At 61.0% G+C, this 17095-nt stretch carries 21 protein-coding genes; 9 read left to right on the top strand and 12 right to left on the bottom strand.

The window, feature by feature from the left end:
* Positions 1 to 66: 66 nt before the first annotated feature.
* Positions 67 to 1383, top strand: coding sequence for a vanadium-dependent haloperoxidase (locus ASE36_RS07635; protein WP_062277223.1), 1317 nt, complete (start codon positions 67 to 69; stop codon positions 1381 to 1383).
* Entirely contained in the window at positions 1380 to 3005 is a 1626-nt protein-coding gene (locus tag ASE36_RS07630; protein WP_062277220.1) for a CRTAC1 family protein, read from the top strand. The genes ASE36_RS07635 and ASE36_RS07630 overlap by 4 nt, the downstream gene beginning before the upstream one ends.
* Before the next feature lie 1355 nt (positions 3006 to 4360).
* Here ASE36_RS07630 and ASE36_RS23265 read toward each other — a convergent pair.
* The 7 genes from ASE36_RS23265 to lepA form a co-directional block, all read right to left on the bottom strand.
* Entirely contained in the window at positions 4361 to 4726 is a 366-nt protein-coding gene (locus tag ASE36_RS23265) for a YegP family protein (protein ID WP_062277217.1), read from the bottom strand.
* 82 nt (positions 4727 to 4808) lie between these two features.
* On the bottom strand, positions 4809 to 5108 hold the full coding sequence (locus ASE36_RS07620; protein WP_062277214.1) for a CcdB family protein: 300 nt from the start codon (positions 5106 to 5108) through the stop codon (positions 4809 to 4811).
* A 2-nt stretch (positions 5109 to 5110) separates the two neighbouring features.
* Positions 5111 to 5341, bottom strand: a complete 231-nt coding sequence (locus tag ASE36_RS07615; protein WP_062277211.1) for a type II toxin-antitoxin system CcdA family antitoxin — start codon at positions 5339 to 5341, stop codon at positions 5111 to 5113.
* 28 nt (positions 5342 to 5369) lie between these two features.
* Positions 5370 to 6182: a hypothetical protein gene (locus tag ASE36_RS07610; protein WP_062277207.1), complete on the bottom strand. Its 813-nt coding sequence runs from the start codon at positions 6180 to 6182 to the stop codon at positions 5370 to 5372.
* A 43-nt stretch (positions 6183 to 6225) separates the two neighbouring features.
* Positions 6226 to 6594, bottom strand: coding sequence for a YegP family protein (locus tag ASE36_RS23260; RefSeq protein ID WP_062278195.1), 369 nt, complete (start codon positions 6592 to 6594; stop codon positions 6226 to 6228).
* A gap of 110 nt (positions 6595 to 6704) precedes the next feature.
* Entirely contained in the window at positions 6705 to 6941 is a 237-nt protein-coding gene (locus ASE36_RS07600; protein ID WP_062277204.1) for a type II toxin-antitoxin system CcdA family antitoxin, read from the bottom strand.
* A 63-nt stretch (positions 6942 to 7004) separates the two neighbouring features.
* A complete protein-coding gene (gene lepA / locus ASE36_RS07595) occupies positions 7005 to 8825 on the bottom strand; it encodes a translation elongation factor 4 (protein WP_062277201.1) in 1821 nt (606 codons plus the stop codon).
* 257 nt (positions 8826 to 9082) lie between these two features.
* Here lepA and ASE36_RS07590 point away from each other — a divergent pair, with 257 nt between their 5' ends.
* Positions 9083 to 9454, top strand: coding sequence for a YciI family protein (locus ASE36_RS07590; protein WP_062277198.1), 372 nt, complete (start codon positions 9083 to 9085; stop codon positions 9452 to 9454).
* A 4-nt stretch (positions 9455 to 9458) separates the two neighbouring features.
* Positions 9459 to 10703 carry an RNA polymerase sigma factor gene (locus tag ASE36_RS07585; RefSeq protein ID WP_062277196.1) on the top strand — a complete coding sequence of 415 codons (1245 nt, stop codon included), beginning with the start codon at positions 9459 to 9461 and terminating at the stop codon, positions 10701 to 10703.
* A gap of 12 nt (positions 10704 to 10715) precedes the next feature.
* Here the strand turns inward: ASE36_RS07585 and ASE36_RS07580 are convergent, their stop codons facing one another.
* Genes ASE36_RS07580 through ASE36_RS07570 form a run of 3 tightly spaced genes read right to left on the bottom strand, consistent with a single transcriptional unit; the run spans position 10716 to position 11957 of the window.
* Positions 10716 to 11030, bottom strand: coding sequence for a type II toxin-antitoxin system RelE/ParE family toxin (locus tag ASE36_RS07580; protein ID WP_062277193.1), 315 nt, complete (start codon positions 11028 to 11030; stop codon positions 10716 to 10718).
* Between the two features lie 2 nt (positions 11031 to 11032).
* Positions 11033 to 11356: a CopG family ribbon-helix-helix protein gene (locus ASE36_RS07575; RefSeq protein ID WP_244474677.1), complete on the bottom strand. Its 324-nt coding sequence runs from the start codon at positions 11354 to 11356 to the stop codon at positions 11033 to 11035.
* 7 nt (positions 11357 to 11363) lie between these two features.
* Positions 11364 to 11957, bottom strand: coding sequence for a GNAT family N-acetyltransferase (locus ASE36_RS07570; RefSeq protein WP_062277190.1), 594 nt, complete (start codon positions 11955 to 11957; stop codon positions 11364 to 11366).
* An 81-nt stretch (positions 11958 to 12038) separates the two neighbouring features.
* On the opposite strand from ASE36_RS07570, the gene ASE36_RS07565 reads away from it, so the two are divergent.
* The gene (locus ASE36_RS07565; protein ID WP_062277187.1) at positions 12039 to 12440 is read left to right on the top strand and encodes a ketosteroid isomerase-related protein; all 402 of its coding nucleotides are present in this window, start codon (positions 12039 to 12041) and stop codon (positions 12438 to 12440) included.
* 84 nt (positions 12441 to 12524) lie between these two features.
* Here ASE36_RS07565 and ASE36_RS07560 read toward each other — a convergent pair whose 3' ends face one another.
* The gene (locus ASE36_RS07560; protein ID WP_062277184.1) at positions 12525 to 12755 is read right to left on the bottom strand and encodes a DUF2171 domain-containing protein; all 231 of its coding nucleotides are present in this window, start codon (positions 12753 to 12755) and stop codon (positions 12525 to 12527) included.
* Between the two features lie 166 nt (positions 12756 to 12921).
* On the opposite strand from ASE36_RS07560, the gene ASE36_RS07555 reads away from it, so the two are divergent.
* Complete coding sequence (locus ASE36_RS07555; protein WP_062277181.1) at positions 12922 to 14619, top strand: FAD/NAD(P)-binding protein; 1698 nt, start codon at positions 12922 to 12924, stop codon at positions 14617 to 14619.
* Here ASE36_RS07555 and ASE36_RS07550 read toward each other — a convergent pair.
* Positions 14604 to 15347, bottom strand: coding sequence for an MOSC domain-containing protein (locus ASE36_RS07550; protein WP_082510889.1), 744 nt, complete (start codon positions 15345 to 15347; stop codon positions 14604 to 14606). The two genes, ASE36_RS07555 and ASE36_RS07550, sit on opposite strands and share 16 nt — an antisense overlap.
* Before the next feature lie 104 nt (positions 15348 to 15451).
* On the opposite strand from ASE36_RS07550, the gene ASE36_RS07545 reads away from it, so the two are divergent.
* From ASE36_RS07545 to ASE36_RS07535, 3 genes are all read left to right on the top strand, one after another.
* Complete coding sequence (locus tag ASE36_RS07545; RefSeq protein WP_062277173.1) at positions 15452 to 16027, top strand: helix-turn-helix domain-containing protein; 576 nt, start codon at positions 15452 to 15454, stop codon at positions 16025 to 16027.
* 37 nt (positions 16028 to 16064) lie between these two features.
* The gene (locus tag ASE36_RS07540; RefSeq protein WP_062277170.1) at positions 16065 to 16583 is read left to right on the top strand and encodes a GNAT family N-acetyltransferase; all 519 of its coding nucleotides are present in this window, start codon (positions 16065 to 16067) and stop codon (positions 16581 to 16583) included.
* 128 nt (positions 16584 to 16711) lie between these two features.
* Positions 16712 to 17062, top strand: a complete 351-nt coding sequence (locus ASE36_RS07535) for a hypothetical protein (RefSeq protein ID WP_062277167.1) — start codon at positions 16712 to 16714, stop codon at positions 17060 to 17062.
* Positions 17063 to 17095: the final 33 nt, after the last annotated feature.

Raw genomic sequence — 17095 nt, 5'->3', positions numbered from 1 at the left:
CAAAACCCGTGCTTAATCGCATCTAATCGTTTTGATTAAGCTTCAGGGACCTCGGGGAGGGGGCAAATGAACGCAGGGTTGCAACGCTTCGGCGCACTTATATTTTTCATTCTATCCATTTGTCTTGCCGCACCCGTGTCCGCCGCGCCTGTCGGCGCCGACAAGGTGATCCGCGACTGGTATCACCTGATGCTCGAATTGGTGCGCCACACGCCCACCTATTCGCCCCCCGTCGCCAGCCGCGCCTTTGCCTATCTCGGCGTCACCGGTTATGAGGCGCTCGCGTCAGGCGATACGACCATGATCAGCCTGGCCGGCCAGCTGAACGGCCTCACCCCCGTTCCTGCCCGGATCGCCGGCGAAAGTTATGACGAGGCGGTTGTCGTCAATGCAGCACTCGGTTCCGCGGCCAGGGTCCTGTTCAGCAATACCGGCCCGACCGGCCAGCGGGCGCTCAAGCGCTTCAGCGAAAAGATGGCGTCAAACCTCGACGAAGGCCTGTCCCCCGAACTTGTCGCCCGCAGCACCGCCTATGGCGAAAGCGTCACGGCCCATATCCTCGCCTGGTCCGAAGGCGATGGCGGGGCAAAGATTGAGAACATGGGCTTTCCCCTCGAATTCGCCCTCACCAAGGGCCCGTCACACTGGGTGCCGACCAGCCAGATCAACCAGCAACAGATGCCGCTTCTGCCGAAATGGGGCGAAAACCGTCCCTTCGCCATGCCGGAAGGCGGCACCTGCGGCCTGCCCGCCCCGCCGGCCTATAGCGAGGAAAAGGGCTCGGTCTTCTACCAGGAAGCTTTGGAAGTCTACGACACGGTGAAGAACCTCACCCCGGAGCAGCGCGCCATCGCCCGCTTCTGGTCCGATGATCCCATGCTCTCGCCCACCCCACCCGGTCACTGGATGGCGATCGCCCTGAAGCAACTGGACGAGCGCAAGGCAAGTGCCGCAGATCACGCCGATCTGCTCGCCCGGCTCGGCGTGACGCTGGCCGATGCCTTTATCGGCTGCTGGCATACGAAATTCGAATACGATCTCCTGCGCCCGGTCACCTACATCAAGCGGGTGATCGATCCGAAGTGGGAGCCCATCCTGATCACGCCGCCCTTCCCGGAATATCCAAGCGGTCATTCCACCCAGTCGGGCGCTGCCGCCACGGTCCTCACGGCCTTTTTCGGCGAGAATTACGCCTTCACCGACAGCACCCACGAAAAGGACAGCTTGCCGAACCGGCCGTTCAAGAGCTTCTGGGCAGCCGCCGAAGAGGCGGGGATCTCGCGCCTTTATGGCGGCATCCACTTCCGTTCCGCCGTGGATCGCGGTCTTGAGCAGGGGCGCTGCATCGGCGCGCGTGCCGTCGCCCTGAAGACGCGCTCATGACCGGCGTCCGGCACCTCATCCGTCTCGCAGCGGCGATCCTCGCCCTGCCGCTCTCCGTCTCGCCAGGCAATGCCGCAGACGGCCCCCTCGTGCCGCATTATGTCGACGAGACTGCCACAAGCGGGATATCGAGCACCTATCGCGGCGATTGGGAATTCATGGTCGGTGGCGGTGCCGGCAGCTTCGACTGCAACGAAGACGGCTTTCCCGATCTCGTTTTGGCCGGCGGCGAGGACAAGGCGAAATTCTATCTGAACCGCAGCACGCCCGGCGGTCCGCTGAAATTCGAGGAGAAGCCGTCCGGCCTCGAACTCGAAAAGGTCATCGGTGCCTATCCACTCGATATCGACGGCGACGGCGTCGAGGATGTCGTCCTCCTGCGTTCCGGCGAAAACGTCGTGATGCGGGGTCTTGGCGAATGCCGCTTCGGGCGCGCCAACGAGTCCTGGCAATTCGACGGCGGTGATGCCTGGTCGACCGCTTTCTCCGCCACCTGGGAAAAGGGCGCGACCTGGCCGACAGTTGCCGTCGGCAATTATATCGACCGTTTCGAGGATATCGAGCCCTGGGGCTCCTGCACCGACAACTGGCTGCAACGCCCCGCAACCGACGGCAAACCGGGTTTCGCGCCACCGTTGCCGCTTAAACCCTCCTTTTGCCCGCTGTCGATCCTGTTCACCGATTGGGACCGATCCGGCACGCCGTCGCTGCGTGTCTCCAACGATCGCGAATATTACAAGGGCGGACAGGAGCAGATGTGGCATATGCCGGCAGGCCAGCCACCGGTGCTCTACACCCAAGCCGAAGGCTGGAAATATCTGCGCATCTGGGGCATGGGCATCGCCAGCCGCGACCTCGATTTCGACGGCTACCCGGAATATTTCCTGACCAGCATGGCCGACAACAAGCTGCAGAAGCTGGCCGAAGTCCCCGCTGACGGCAAGCCGAAGCCGTCTTATGCCGATGTTGCCTTCGCCAAGGGCGCGACCGCCCATAGGCCCTATACAGGCGGTGAAATTCGCCCGTCGACGGCCTGGCACACCGATTTCGAGGACGTCAACAATGACGGCCGCGCCGATCTCTTCATCGCCAAGGGCAACGTCGCCAAGATGCCGGATTTCGCCGAAAAGGACCCGAACAACCTGCTTATCCAGGGCGCCGATGGCAAGTTCACCGAAATGGGCGACAAGGCCGGCGTGGCGAGCGTGGCGACCGGACGGGGCGGTGCGCTTGCCGACTTCAATCTCGATGGACGGATTGATCTGCTGGTCGTCAACCAGGGCTCGCCCGTCGAGATCTGGCGCAATGTAACCGAAGGCGCCGGGCACTTTCTCCAGATCGCGCTCCGCCAGGACGGGCCGAACCAGGATGCCATCGGCGCCTTTATCGAGGTGAAGACCGGCGACGTGGTCCAGCGCCGAGAGATCACCATCGGCGGCGGCCATGCCAGTGGCAAGATTGGCTGGTGGCATTTCGGCCTTGGGGAGTTGGCTGAGACCGAGGTCCGTGTGACGTGGCCGCAGAGTGATACCGGGGAGTGGCAGAAGGTTGCGGCTGACGGGTTCTATGTGGTTGAGCCGGGCAAGGCGCCAAGAGCGTGGAAACCGGGCGATGGGTTGTGAGGGGGGCGACCCCTCTCCCCATTGTGGGAGAGGTTACAAAATCGAGGGCTTGAGAGCGATCAGGGCTAAACCTCAGATTTTGTTGGTAAGGGGATCGGTGATGGTGGCACGACGAACCGACCCCCTCACTTGCGATTTCAGATGTTTAGGCGGCTTGCGCTCGCCTAATTCATCGAAATCGCTTTCTCCCCCACCAAGGGGGAGATGGGCTCCGCGCTTGTGGCCCGCTCTCCCACCCTTCCGGAACTGAACTGTCAAAAACCTCAAGCTTCGCCGCCGGTCGGGATCAACTCCCTCCGGTTCGGGTCTGCTTGTCTCGGACGAGGCGCCAGAAGCAACCTGTCTAAGTAAATGTATGTGGCTCCTTCCGGCGCCTCGTTCGGCGTTTTGTCCCGCTGCATGCGTCCCTCTGGCAAGGCGGCGACGGTCCTTGGAACTTGCGTTCCAGGATTGACCGGGCGCGGGTCCGGCTTCGACATCACCACGAGAGTGACGCTTCAGCCTGGCCGGTGGCCCGGGAGGTTCCCGCCGGATGGTGCACCTGTCTGGATGTTCGCGACAGCATTGGCGCCTTGTCTGTGTGCCTCTGAGGCACGTCCTTCCGATCGGGGTATCCAGGTTTGGCGGCATCCGACCGCCAGCCCCTCGTTCCAGCCCCACGTCCGGAGGGAGACCGTTGCAGCGGGCCGGGGTCTTGCACCTGCGACAGTGCTACTCCCCGGCGCCGGCCCCGCCTCGCCTGACATCGCATCGTCAGGTGTATCCGAGGGCGGAACAGCCCAGAGTCTACGAGAGGAAAAATGGGCGGGGATGAAAAAATGTGTCGGGGTTTGATTCAGTTGAATAATCGCTGGAGTTCATCCCCCTGCGGCTATCGGAATTGAGGGGTTTTAGGAGCGTTTTCTCTTCTCCCCATCGGGGAGAAGGTGGCGCGAAGCGCTCAGGTGCAACTTGTTGCAACGGCGATCAGGGGCGGCGCCGGTAGCAGCTAACGTCCAACCGTTGGCAAGCTTGTGTTTGGATCCTCGGGTCAAGCCCGAGGATGACGACTGTGCCAAGAGGATAGTATCCTCCTCTCCTGCTTCGGAAGATGGCAACGTCTGCGGAGGATACCCCGCAGCTTCCCCACCCTCCGTCATCCTCGGGCTTGACCCGAGGATCCAAACACGGGCACTCAGGGACAACTGATCAGGGTCAAACCTCGGATTTCGCAAGAGAGGGACTTGGTGATGTCGGTGCCAGCGGAACCGGCCCCCTCACCAGCAAAATCTGAAGGTTAGGCGGCTTACACTCGCCTAAGCCTTCGATTTTCCGCCGTCTCCCGCAAGGGGGAGGTAGGACACACCCGCCGAATCTCACTCCACCTCGTCGACAACAGCCTCCGCCGCGCGCTTCTGGATCGACTCGATGCAGTTCTTGGCGCTGGACTTCGACTTATACGTTTCCGAGCGCACCATGATCTCGCCATTGGCGGCGCGGAAGCGGACGAAGGTTTCGCCGTTCTTGGCTTCATCGATCTCGAAGCGGTAGCCGCTGCCGGTTTCCTGCTTGGTGAGGTCGATGACGGGGGCCGCAGGCGCGTTCTTTTTCAGCGACTCGACGCAGTTCTTCGCGCTCGCCTTCGACGCGTAGTTTTCCGACCAGACCATGATTTCGGCATTGTAGACGAACTGGACGCGGAACTCGCCCTTTTCGGTCTTCAGGATCTTGAACTTGTGCATGCCCGTCTCCCCCTTCATCCGTTCATCGGCTTATGATTGCATGCGAATGCTAGCGCGATGGGCGCGGGCGGGCAAGTCGCGGTTAAAAGCCCTGGAAGAGGAAGTCGGTGGCGGCGGTGATCTCGTCGGCGCGCGTGGAGAGATCGGCGATGGAGGGGCCGATCTCAGACAGGGGAAGAGCCGCGAGACGGTGGGTTGCCATGACATAGTTCTTTCCGCCAACCTCGAAGCGAGGTGTCAGGCGCGCGATGACCCAGGAGACCGTTTCGATCGGCTGCAGCGGGGCGGCGACCCGTGTCGGCAGGTCATGCAGGAAGTCGGATCGTAGATCCACGACCATTTGGTCTTCCGATTTCAGGCGATGGACCCGAAATCGCGCCATCGTCAAAACATCCGATATTTGGCAAATGGTAGGCCATGTTTGGCGACATAGTCATTGTCGGCCTTGATCGCCTCGGCATTCTCGATCTTCCAGCGCCGTTCCTTTTCGGCCTTGATGGCGCGGGCAATGCCCTGTTCGGCGGCGCCCGTGATGTCGAGGCTGAGGGCTTCGGCCTCGGTGACGAGGGCTTTACTGACGGTCAGGTCATTGGCTTTGCGGGCTTCGATCGACATCGTTGAAACTCGGCAAGTGAAGGAATTCCTATTGTAGCTGAATACCGGTCTCCAGTACAAAGTCCGAAATGCTGAAAAAAGTGACAGTTAGATCGACTCCGCCTAAATAGCTTTTAAACAAACGAAGAATTTCGTCCTGTCTTCTTTCTGAAAGGTTCGGATCTAGGCTTACGAAAGCCACATGCAGCTTAACCCCTCGGTCAGAGTTTTTAAATTGAGAGATTGCTTGCGAAAGTTCTGACGACCAGGTTTCGACGATTTCATCTCGTGTATTTTTTTGCACAAGTTTAATCTCGAATACATATAAATTCTTATTTGTCCATCCGATGCCATCAAAAATATAATCGGAGTTTCCGGAAACACGAACGTTTTTCGATATTGTAATATCAAGATCTTGTTGGAATTTTTCTAATGCCCAAGATTCAACGATCTGATACTGTTGTGCGGAGATATAGTTCGATTTTTGCGCTGAATCATAATTTTTATCTACCCATTCAGGGTTTGCTGGACTTTCATCATTTGCGAAATGTTCTTGTGCTTGCAGAATTTCTTGCACACGTTTATCGTGCACGTCTTTTGCCTTAGCGGGACGAGAGTGATCCATAAAGTTATCTTCGTTCTTGTAGTCCGACGGAGCGTAAAGAACGTGATGTTTGAAGACCAAAACAAGAAAAAACAGAGACACAAGGAAGAAGGGAAAAGTCATCAAGAACCAGACAAACACGGTCTGCGTAGTAGGTTCGACAAGAGGCAGCACGACCGTACCCGAGACCTCAGCAATCCCGGCAAAAATAGCTATGATTAAAAGAGGATTTTTAACATGGCTGACTTTCATCTCCATGCGTGCGCAACCTGTTTGTTCAAAATCATAGCTTGCAAGCTATTCAAAGTGCCTGATCTAGTAAAGGGGCATTAGCCACGCTTCGCCGGATCGACTCTGCGCAATTTTTGGCGCTTGCTTTCGATTTGTAGGTTTCCGAACGAACCATGATTTCGCCATTGACGGCGCGGAAGCGCAAGAAAGTTTCGCCGTTCTTTGCCTGATCAATTTCGAAACGGTAGCCGCTGCCGGTCTCCTCGTTTGTGAGATCTATCACTGGTGCACTCGGTGCGTTTTTCTTCAGCGACTCCACGAGATTCTTAGCACTGGCTTTGGAAGTGTAGTTTTCCGACCAGACCATAATCTCAGAGTTGTAGACGAACTGGACGCGGAATTCGCCCTTTTCGGTTTTGAGTATTCTGAATTTGTGCATGAGAACTCCGTCGATTTTGTCCAAACGTAGATTGCTCAGTTATGCTATTCAATAATGTTGGGTATTTGTTTCTAGTTCAGAGTCCAATGCAGAGACTTAGGCAGGTTCCATCAGAACATCCGGTATTTGGCAAGCGGCAGCCCGTGCTTCTCGACATAGTCATTGGACGCCTTCATCGCCTCGGCATTCTCGATCTTCCACAGCCGTTCCTTCTCCGCCTTCACGGCGCGCGCGATGCCGTCAGTCGCGGCCCGCGACAGGTCGAGCTTCAGGTCGCGGGCTTCCTGCAGCAGCCGTTCGTCGACGGCGATGCTGCCATTGCCCTGCTTGCGCGATGTCTGTGCCATGCACGTGCTCCAGCCCTCTCTCGAGAGTCTGGATTATGCGGCAGATGGCGCTGCTTGAGAAGCCTATTCGTCGCTCATCTTCAGCGCGGCGATAAACGCTTCCTGCGGGATCTCGACCTTGCCGAACTGGCGCATGCGCTTCTTGCCGGCCTTCTGCTTGTCGAGGAGCTTGCGCTTGCGGGATGCGTCGCCGCCGTAGCACTTGGCGGTCACGTCCTTGCGGAGTGCCGAGATGGTTTCGCGGGCGATCACGTTGCCGCCGATGGCGGCCTGGATCGGGATCTTGAACATGTGCTTGGGGATCAGGTCCTTGAGCTTTTCGCACATGTCGCGGCCGCGCTTTTCGGCTGCCATGCGGTGCACCATCATCGAGAGGGCATCGACCGGCTCGCCATTGACGAGGATCGACATTTTCACGAGGTTGCCCTCGCGATGGCCGTCGAGATGGTAGTCGAAGGAGGCGTAGCCCTTGGAGATCGACTTCAGGCGGTCGTAGAAATCGAAGACCACTTCGTTGAGCGGCAGCTCATAGGTGATCATCGCGCGCTTGCCCACGTAAGTGAGTTCGGTCTGGATGCCGCGCCGGTCCTGGCAGAGTTTCAGGATGCCGCCGAGATAATCGTCGGGCGTGAGGATCGTTGCCTTGATCCACGGCTCGTGGATTTCGGAGATCTTGACCACGTCGGGCATGTCGGCCGGGTTGTGCAGCTCGCGCTCCGTGCCGTCGGTCATGAACAGCTTGTAGACGACCGAGGGGGCTGTCGCGATCAGGTCGAGATCGAATTCGCGCTCTAGGCGCTCCTGGATGATTTCGAGATGCAAGAGGCCGAGGAAGCCGCAGCGGAAGCCGAAGCCGAGAGCGGCGGAACTCTCCATTTCGAAGGAAAAGGAGGCGTCGTTGAGGCGCAGCTTGCCCATGGCAGCGCGCAGGTCTTCGAAATCGGCGGCATCGACGGGGAAGAGACCGCAGAACACGACCGGCTGGGCCGGCTTGAAGCCCGGCAGCATCTTGGCGGTCGGGCGCTTGTCTTCGGTGATCGTGTCGCCGACGCGGGTATCGGCCACTTCCTTGATCGAGCCGGTGAAGAAGCCGATCTCGCCGGGCCCGAGTGAATCGACCGACACCATTTTCGGGGTCAGTACGCCGACGCGCTCGACATTGTATTTGGCATCCGTGCCCATCATGCGGATGACCTGGCCCTTGGTCAAAACGCCGTCGAGCACGCGCACCAGAACCATGACGCCGAGATAGGTGTCGTACCAGCTGTCGACGAGCAGGGCCTTGAGCGGTGCCTTTTCACCGCCTTCGCTCTTCGGCGCCGGCAGCTTGTGCACGATGGCTTCGAGAACGTCGGGGATGCCCAAGCCGGTCTTGGCCGAAATCAGCACGGCTTCGGAGGCATCGATGCCGATGACTTCCTCGATCTGTTCCTTGATGCGCTCAGGCTCGGCGGCCGGGAGGTCGACCTTGTTGAGGACCGTGACCAGCTCGTGATTGTTGTCGATCGCCTGATAGACATTGGCGAGCGTCTGGGCTTCGACGCCCTGGGAGGCGTCAACAACCAGCAGCGAGCCTTCGCAGGCCGACAGCGAGCGCGAGACTTCATAGGCGAAGTCGACGTGGCCGGGCGTGTCGATCAGGTTCAGCACATAGGTTTCGCCGTCATTGGCCTTGTAGTGCAGGCGCACCGTCTGGGCCTTGATGGTGATGCCGCGTTCTTTCTCGATATCCATCGAGTCCAGCACCTGTTCGGACATCTCGCGCTCGGCAAGGCCCCCGGTCGTCTGGATCAGACGGTCGGCGAGGGTGGACTTGCCATGGTCGATATGGGCGACGATGGAAAAGTTGCGGATGTGGCTCAGGGGCGTGCGATCGGTGCTCATGGTTCGCGCATATAGCAGCGGGCCCAGTTCTCGCAAAGCGGAAAGATCGGGTTTTTCAGGCCCTCGCGGCGGTTTTGGGGTCTGGGGGGCCGCTCGCTTTACCGCCAGGCTTGGACGTTGCCACGGGCGTCGCACTCGCCGATAGTGTGCGGGCTGGAAATTTTTCAAAGCTCTGTCGAATCCGCGTCGACTGCCGCGTCTCTTCATCGACGGTGCCGACGGGTGGTGCCGCAGGGCCCGAAGGAGGGGCGACGACGATGCAATACATGCTGCTGATCTATGAAAACGAGGAAATCTTCGGCGGTCCGGACAAGATGGGGCCGATCATGGCGGATCTCGGGCCGCGCCATTTTGCCTTCGTCGCCGAGATCGGCGACAAGCGCGTGGGAGGAGCAGGTCTGAAGGGTTCGGCCTTTGCCACAACCGTGCGCACGGCAGGTGGCAAGCAGACCATCCATGACGGCCCCTTTGCCGAAACTCGGGAACAGCTGGGTGGCTATTACGTCATCGAGGCAGACGACCTCGACGCAGCGATCGCCATTGCCAGACAGGTGCCGTTGGCCAAGGACGGGGCCATCGAGGTACGGCCCGTGCTGCCGATGCCGCCGGGCATGGTGGCAAAACGCTGAGGTGATGAGGGGCGGAGTTCTTGATGAGACGTTTCGGGCTGCGGGCGGACGCATTCGTGCGGCCCTCGCCGCCCGTTACCGCGACCTCGACCTTGCCGAAGAAGCCTTTGCCGAAAGCTGCCTGAAAGCGGTGAAGGCCTGGGGTGGCGGGCAGAAAGAGGTGCCAGACCTGCCGCGCGATCCGGCCGCCTGGCTTTACCGGGTGGCCGAACGCTGCGCCCTCGACATCCTGAGACGAAGGCGCACCAGAGCCGAGAACCGTCCTGATGAACCCGAACCGGAACCGACAGCCGAAGACAGGCTCGCCAGCGACGATGCCGTCATTCCGGATGAACGGCTGAAACTGATCTTCGTCTGCTGCCACCCGGCCGTCGGCGCCGACAGCCGGGCGGCACTGACGCTGAAAATGATCTGCGGCCTGTCGACGGAGGAGGTGGCGCGGGCCTTTCTGGTGTCGGAGACGACGCTGGCGCAGCGGCTGGTGCGCGCCAAGCGCAAGATTGCGGAAGCCGGCGTGAGCTTCAAGGTGCCGGGGCCGGAACATTGGGCCGAGCGGTTGGCAGCCGTTCTCTCGACGCTGGAAGTGGCCTATGCCAAGGCGCATGAGGATGCGGCGGGCACCGGCCGCCATGCGGGTTTCGCCCGCGAGATGCTTGAGGTGACGGCGCTGCTGGCGGAGATGCTGCCTAGGGAGGCGGAAGTGCTGGCGCTCGCCGCCACCATCCACTTTGCCGAAGCGCGGCGGCCGGCCCGGATGGACGGGAACGGCATCATGGTGCCGCTCGCCGAGCAGGATCCGGCGCTGTGGTCGAAGCCGCTGATCGAGGAGGCCCGGCGCTACTGCGGGCGGGCACTCGGGATTTCAGGCCCCGGGCCGCGCATTCTGCAGATGATGATCCATGCGCTGTGGTGCGGCAGGAAGAGCCTCGCTGACCCGCCGCCGTGGAAGGCGGTGCTGGCGGCCTATGACATCCTGATCGAACTGCGCGACGATGCTGTGATCCGGATCAACCGGGCGGTGGCAATGGCGGAAGTGACGGGTGCGACGCAGGCACTGGCCGAACTCGATCGGCTCGATGTCGAGGCGCTCCACGACTTTCTACCCTTCCACGCTGCCCGTGCGGATCTGCTGGCGCGGCTCAGACGATTGCCGGAAGCCGTCGCCGCCTATGACCGCGCACTCGCGCTCGGTCCGGGGGAGGCCGAGCGACGGTTTCTGGAGGGCAGGCGGGCGGCGGTGTCGGGGTGAGCAGCGGGCAGATCAATCCGACTCGGGCCAGGTGCCGCCTGGCCAGTTGCGGGCCGTATGGATCACGCGCAGGATCAGCACGCTTTCATGGTCCGCGTCGGTTTGGATTGAATAACAAAGGATCCAGGGCAACGGGGCGAGAGATTTTTCGAATGTGCCCGCGACGCGACCGGGTCTGCCGGTTGACCTCTCACCGAGGCGGTGGCCTGCATCTTCGATGATGTCCACGATACGTTCGGCGGTGTCTGGATCGTCTTCTGCGATGTGCCGGAGGATGGCCAGCGTGTCCCGATAGGCATCGACCGACCAGACGACCGGACGCGCCATCGCTATTTCGCCCGGTTCCGGCGCGCCGCGTCGATGGCGTCCCGCATGTCGGCTATCGCCCGCGAATGGGAGACGACCCTGCCCGCGCGACCATCTTCCTTGCCTCGTTCGATCGCGTCTCGAAGGGCGAATTCTTCTTCGACGAAGGTGCCGACTGCCTCACTGGCGAGGCGCGTGCTGCTTTGCTCCGTGCCGGACGCAAGCGCGTCGAGCTTGTCCTTCACATCCTGGCTGAGTTCGATCGTCATCGTGGTGAGGGCAGGCATCGGCTTTGCTCCGCTCTGTGCCTCACCATCATAGCGCGCCCATTCGTTTTGCGCCAGCATGCTGAGATCACGCGCCCAGATCCCGGATCCAGAAAGACAGCGGCTTCGGGCTCTCCTCGGCCTCATCGAGGTCACGCCAGGAGAAGGCCGTGACAAGTTCTGGATGATGGGTGTAGCCGCGCTTTTGCCAGAAGGCGTCGAGCGGTTGGTAGTCGGCCGGGCGGCTCGGGTGGTTTGCTGGACGCTCAACGGCGCAGAAGGTGCAGTAGCGCAGGTCGAGTTTTTTCGCCTGGGCCTCGCGGCCGTCAAAGAAGGCGACGCCAATGCCGCGTCCGCGATAGGCGGGCAGGAGGACGCTTTCGCCGAAATAGAAATACTGGGCAGGATCGAGGCCGGCTGCGAGGAACGGCGCCTGCACCTCCTCTGTCTCTGACATCATCGGCGTTCCCGTCGAGGCGCCGACGACGGTGCCATCATCGATCGCCAGCACGAAGATCGAGCCTTCCGATTTCGCATAAGTCGAGAGATACGTCTGCTCGTAAGCGGGATTTCCCTCGTAGAGATAAGGAAAGGCGCGGAAGACGGTGGTTCTAAGCCGCGCCAGGTCGCCGAAAAAGGGCGCGGCGTCGCTGCCGGAAAAGGATTGGATGGTAAGCGCCATAGAGTGTGTTCAGTCCGTTGCCGAGCGGTTATACCGCTCAAGCCCATACGACGAAAGCAGTTCCACGACGAGGAGTGATTGATGACCGCCGCTGACACCATCCGCGCCTATTACGATGCCTTCAATGCCGGCGACATGGACCGTTTCCTCGCGCTTTTGACCGACGACGTTGCCCATGACATCAACCAGGGAGCACGCCAGACGGGGAAGGAAGCCTTTGGCAAGTTCATGGATCACATGAACCGCTGCTACAAGGAAGAGCTGACCGACATGGTGGTGATGGTGAACGAGGACGGGACGCGGGGTGCGGCCGAATTCATCGTCAACGGCACCTATCTGGCAACCGACGAGGGCCTGCCGGAAGCAAACGGCCAGACCTACCGCCTGCCGGCCGGCGCCTTTTTCGAGATCCGCGACGGCAAGGTCGCTCGTATCTCCAACTATTACAGCCTGCCCGACTGGATCGCCCAGGTCGGCGGCTGAGCCTCCGTCCAGACAAAGAAAAGGGCCGTCACGCTACCGCGGAACGGCCCTCTCGGTTTGCCGGCATCATGCCAGCCAGGTCGATCAGTTGACCGACCAGTCGCGCTTCACGTCGTCCGAATTCTTCGACAGGTGCACGTGCTCGTCGATGTGATCGACCCAGTCCAGCGGAATGTAGTGGTGCTGGCCGTCCATCGAATCGGTGCGGGTGAGCTTGATGCGGCTTTCGCCGTCCATGTGATCGACGGTGCCGACATGGGCGCCGTCAAGGCCGCGTACTTCCATGTGTTCGCGAATCTGATCTGCAGAAATCATCGGGATATCCTCCGGCTGGTTGTCATGACAGGAAAAGGGCGCAGCTAGCCGAATTGTTCCGGAGCACATCGCGGGAGTTGTGCCGTGAAGGCCGGGAACCTTGGGGCGGCATCGCACATTCTACCGTAACCGCATGCGAGATCCCTCGCACGGCAGCGAGAACCACATGCATCCCAGAATCGCGATCATCGGCACGGGTCCGACCGGCCTCTATACGTTCAAACATTTGATTGGCTCGACCGTTCCCCTGTCGATCACGCTTTACGAGGCCGAGGGAGAACCGGGAAAGGGAACGCCCTACCACCCCGACGTCAATGACCCGGCGATGCTGTCGAACATCCCGAGCATCGAGCTGCCGGCCTTTGCGGAGACGCTGGTCGACTGGCTGCGGCGGCAAAGCGATGATCGGTTGCTGCAGCTGGGCATCCAGCGCACAGCAATCGACGAGCGGGAATTCTATCCGCGCGTGGTCCTTGGCGACTATATGCAGGAACAGTTCCAGAGGCTCTGTCTGGCGGCTGCCGAAAAAGGCCATGTCGTCAATGTGTTTGGTCGTCACAAGGTCATCGATATCGAACTGCAGGCAGAGCAGATCCGGCTCGGCGTCGAAAATCCGGATGGTCGGCATGATGCGCTCTACGACCATGTTGTCATGGCGACAGGTCATAACTGGCCGGAGACAACGGAGATCCGGCCCGGCTATTTCGTCTCGCCCTGGCCGGCAACGGCCTTGAAAACGGTGCGAAACGAACGCGTCGGCATTCTCGGCACCTCGCTCAGCAGCATTGATGCGCTGATGACGGTGGCAACCGCGCGGGGCATGTTCTACGCCGATGTGGCGGGTGATCTGCAATATCAGCCGGCCGAGGGAACCGAGGAATTCCACGCGACGATGATGTCGCGCAAGGGCGTGTTGCCCGAAGCAGACTTCTATTGTCCGCTGCCCTATGAGACGCCGAAGGTCTGCACGAACGAGGCGATCGATGCCTTGATTGCGACCGGCCGCCATGATCTGCTCGATGATGTCTTCGAGCTGTTCCGCCGGGAAATCGTCACCGCCGACCCCGACTATGCGGCGCGCATCGGGCTGTCGCAGCTGACGGTCGAGACGTTTGCTGCGGCTTACTACGCCGACCGCATCGAGTCTGATCCCTTCGTCTGGGCGGCGCGCAATCTGGCGGAAGTCGAAGACAACAGGGTGAAAGAATATACGGTGCCCTGGCGCTATGCGATCCTGATCACCCACGAGATTGTTGCGCGCGTCATTCCCCATCTGAACGAAGAGGACCTGAAGCGCTTCCACAAACACTTCAAGACGATCTTCATCGACGATTATGCGACGGTGCCGCTCACCTCCATCCGACGCCTGCTGGCCCTCTCGCGTGCGGGCAAGCTGGATATCCTGAAGCTTGGGGACGACTACCGGATCGAGACGGATGAGAGCGGCGCGGAGCGTGGCGCCCGTGTCATCGTCGGTGACGTCGAGCATCGCTTCGGCTCATTTATCGATGCGACCGGTCAGGAGACGCTGTCGGCAACCGACCTGCCATTCCCGACCCTCGTTGCCCAGGGCGGCGTGAAGGAATCCTCAACGCCTCGCACGGGCGCTCTGCACACGCTGGAGGGTGGACCCGATACGGTGCGCACCGGCGGGATCGATGTCGACGAGCACTACCGCCCGAAGATCGACGGGCCTCTCAACAACCGGCTCTATTGCGCGGCCATCGCCTTCCTGTTGCACAAGGAACCGTTTGTGCAGGGCATCACCAGCGCGTGCGAGATTGGCGAGACGGTGGCCGAGGCCATTCTCGCAGATGTTGCACCCGAGACGGGCGAGGCACCGCTGTTTCAGATCCCGGCATAGACGGGGTCGCCGACCGAAAGGGTGACGGGCGCCTGCACCGTCGCATAGACGCCGAGGTTGCGCGCATTGTGCCGCATGATCGTGCGCAGTACCTGCGGCTCTTCGTCGATCGCGGGCTGTGCCACCATCGTCAGGCCGCAGCGGCGGGTCGGCTCGGTCACGGTAACCATTGTCGCGCCGATTTTGATGTCGTGTCCGATCCAGGCGTTCTCAAGGAAACCGTCGCCCTCTTCCGTCTCGATCAGGACGGAAGGGCGGAAACGGCGATGGTCGAGCGGCGGCAGGGTTCCGGCGTCGGCCAGAGCCCTGAGCGAGGCCGTGGTGACGAGATGCAGCGCGGCCGGGGCATATCGGTTGGAAACGATGGGGAAACGCATGTCCGCCCCGTCATCCAATCCGCCATAAGCTCCGATGCCCGCGGCAAAGCCGAAATGCGCCTCCAACCGGTGGTTTAGCCGAGAATCATCCAGCCAGAAGGTCTCGCCATCCGGAAAGCGCAGCTGCGGCAGCAGAGCTGACTTGTCGCGCAAGGCATCGAGGAACAGCGCCGGCCGCCAGCGTGGCTCCCGCTCAGGCGCGGCCGCAAGCCCGTTTGCCGGATCAAACAGCGCAAAGCGGCGGTCACCCTCGATGCCGGCGGGGGAAACGTCGAGCTGCGGCAGCGATTGCCCGCCGACCGAACTGACCGGATATCGCCATAGCTCCGCCACCCGACCTATTTTTCGCATGATGTTCCCTTTTGCTGTCCCGTCACCATAAGCCTTTCCACGGGGAAGTGTTCCACCGATTTCCGGCTCTTGACTCCACGATCGTAGTCGTCAATTCTACTATCATGGAAGATGTGGACGACGGTTTCGAAAAGACGGTGGGCGAGCGCATCAGGGGGCTGCGGGTCAAACGCGCCTTGACGCTCGATCAACTCGCCGAGGCGTCCGGCGTCAGCCGTGCGATGATTTCCCGCATTGAGCGGGCGGAGGCAAGCCCGACGGCGGCCCTTCTGGCGCGGCTGTGTTCGGCGCTCGGCGTCTCGCTTTCCGTCTTCTTTGCCGATGAAGGCGAGGCGGCCGATCCACTGATGCGCCGCGCCCGCCAGCCGGTCTGGCGCGATCCGGAAAGCGGTTATCTGCGCCGTGCCGTCTCGCCGCCGGGAACGGGCAGCGGCACGGATATCGTCGAAGTGGAGTTTCCGCCGCATGCCCATGTCCGTTTTCCCGGCCGACCGACCGGGCGCAGCCAGACCCAGCATGTCTGGGTCTTCGAGGGGGTCATCGAACTCACGGTCGGATATGATGTCTACCGGCTGGAGGCGGGCGATTGCCTCTACATGAATGTCGGCGACGTCCATGCCTACCATAACCCGACCGACGCGCCGGCCCGCTATGCCGTGGTCATCGCGCTTGGACCCTGAACTTCACATCCCGCCACTCGCGCACCCGGAAGATCTCATGCCCGATATCCGTCAGCTCTCTGCCAACGAGGCCCTCGAACACATTCCGGCACTCACTGAAGTGCTGGCCGATTGTATCGCCGACAATGCCTCGGTCGGATTCATGCCGCCCTTCACCGCGCAGGAGGGCGACGCGTTCTGGCGGGGCGTGGCGGAGGCTGTTGGGCGCGGTGAGGTGCTGCTCTACGGCGCCTTCGTTGAAGACCGGCTCGTGGGTACGGTGCAGATCGGTTTTGCGCTGAAGCCCAATCAGCCGCATCGGGCCGATCTGATGAAGCTGCTCGTGCATCGGGCAGCACGCGGAAATGGTCTTTCGACCGCGTTGATGACGGCAGCCGAAGCGGGAGCAGCGCAGGCAGGGCGCAAGCTGCTGGTGCTTGACACGGCGAAAGGGGAGCTGGCGGAGAGGATCTACGAGAAGCTCGGCTGGCAACGCTCGGGCGAAATTCCGGACTATGCGCTCTACCCGGACGGGCGCTTCTGCGACACCGTGATCTTCTACAAGCGATTGGGTTGAAGGCTGCCGGACATTCAGCCCAAAAAACGTCCGGGTTCACCCTTTCCATAAGCGTTTCCATATGTTTATGGTCCCGCCCCAATAGGCTTTTTTGGGCAGAGGGGGCAAGCATGGCAAGACGCAGGACAATGATCGGCTTGGCTGCAGGGCTGGCGCTGTCCGCCGTCGCGCCGGCCTTTGCCGCAGATGTGACCTTTGTCATGCGCAACGATCATCCGAACGCGGTCGAGGTCGAGTTGTACAGCCAGGACCGCGACTATGTCTGGCCGGGCAACAACCAGGTCTTTTATCTCGACGATGGTGAGACCAAGGAGATTCCGCTCTCCTGCGACGAAGGCGAGAAGATCTGCTACGGCGCCTGGATTTCCGGCGACAAGGAGAGCTACTGGGGCGTCGGGCCGGAAAATGCCGAGACCTGCGAAGACTGCTGCTACACCTGCGAAGGTGGCCAGACAGAACAGATCAATCTGACCGAATAAGTTCGACTACGGCGGGGGCCGGGGGGAAGGGGC

Source organism: Rhizobium sp. Root274 (assembly GCF_001429245.1).
Taxonomy (GTDB): domain Bacteria; phylum Pseudomonadota; class Alphaproteobacteria; order Rhizobiales; family Rhizobiaceae; genus Allorhizobium.
Note: the sequence above shows the minus strand (reverse complement) of the source record. Positions and strands in the feature narration are given on the sequence as shown.

Bases quoted from the DNA above. Each gene is read 5' to 3' on its own strand.
- ASE36_RS07635 (WP_062277223.1), top strand. From the start codon at position 67: ATGAACGCAGGGTTGCAACGCTTCGGCGCACTTATATTTTTCATTCTA.
- ASE36_RS07630 (WP_062277220.1), top strand. From the start codon at position 1,380: ATGACCGGCGTCCGGCACCTCATCCGTCTCGCAGCGGCGATCCTCGCC.
- ASE36_RS23265 (WP_062277217.1), bottom strand. From the start codon at position 4,726: ATGCACAAGTTCAAGATCCTGAAGACCGAAAAGGGCGAGTTCCGCGTC.
- ASE36_RS07620 (WP_062277214.1), bottom strand. From the start codon at position 5,108: ATGGCGCGATTTCGGGTCCATCGCCTGAAATCGGAAGACCAAATGGTC.
- ASE36_RS07615 (WP_062277211.1), bottom strand. From the start codon at position 5,341: ATGTCGATCGAAGCCCGCAAAGCCAATGACCTGACCGTCAGTAAAGCC.
- ASE36_RS07610 (WP_062277207.1), bottom strand. From the start codon at position 6,182: ATGGAGATGAAAGTCAGCCATGTTAAAAATCCTCTTTTAATCATAGCT.
- ASE36_RS23260 (WP_062278195.1), bottom strand. From the start codon at position 6,594: ATGCACAAATTCAGAATACTCAAAACCGAAAAGGGCGAATTCCGCGTC.
- ASE36_RS07600 (WP_062277204.1), bottom strand. From the start codon at position 6,941: ATGGCACAGACATCGCGCAAGCAGGGCAATGGCAGCATCGCCGTCGAC.
- lepA (WP_062277201.1), bottom strand. From the start codon at position 8,825: ATGAGCACCGATCGCACGCCCCTGAGCCACATCCGCAACTTTTCCATC.
- ASE36_RS07590 (WP_062277198.1), top strand. From the start codon at position 9,083: ATGCAATACATGCTGCTGATCTATGAAAACGAGGAAATCTTCGGCGGT.
- ASE36_RS07585 (WP_062277196.1), top strand. From the start codon at position 9,459: ATGAGGGGCGGAGTTCTTGATGAGACGTTTCGGGCTGCGGGCGGACGC.
- ASE36_RS07580 (WP_062277193.1), bottom strand. From the start codon at position 11,030: ATGGCGCGTCCGGTCGTCTGGTCGGTCGATGCCTATCGGGACACGCTG.
- ASE36_RS07575 (WP_244474677.1), bottom strand. From the start codon at position 11,356: ATGCTGGCGCAAAACGAATGGGCGCGCTATGATGGTGAGGCACAGAGC.
- ASE36_RS07570 (WP_062277190.1), bottom strand. From the start codon at position 11,957: ATGGCGCTTACCATCCAATCCTTTTCCGGCAGCGACGCCGCGCCCTTT.
- ASE36_RS07565 (WP_062277187.1), top strand. From the start codon at position 12,039: ATGACCGCCGCTGACACCATCCGCGCCTATTACGATGCCTTCAATGCC.
- ASE36_RS07560 (WP_062277184.1), bottom strand. From the start codon at position 12,755: ATGATTTCTGCAGATCAGATTCGCGAACACATGGAAGTACGCGGCCTT.
- ASE36_RS07555 (WP_062277181.1), top strand. From the start codon at position 12,922: ATGCATCCCAGAATCGCGATCATCGGCACGGGTCCGACCGGCCTCTAT.
- ASE36_RS07550 (WP_082510889.1), bottom strand. From the start codon at position 15,347: ATGCGAAAAATAGGTCGGGTGGCGGAGCTATGGCGATATCCGGTCAGT.
- ASE36_RS07545 (WP_062277173.1), top strand. From the start codon at position 15,452: ATGGAAGATGTGGACGACGGTTTCGAAAAGACGGTGGGCGAGCGCATC.
- ASE36_RS07540 (WP_062277170.1), top strand. From the start codon at position 16,065: ATGCCCGATATCCGTCAGCTCTCTGCCAACGAGGCCCTCGAACACATT.
- ASE36_RS07535 (WP_062277167.1), top strand. From the start codon at position 16,712: ATGATCGGCTTGGCTGCAGGGCTGGCGCTGTCCGCCGTCGCGCCGGCC.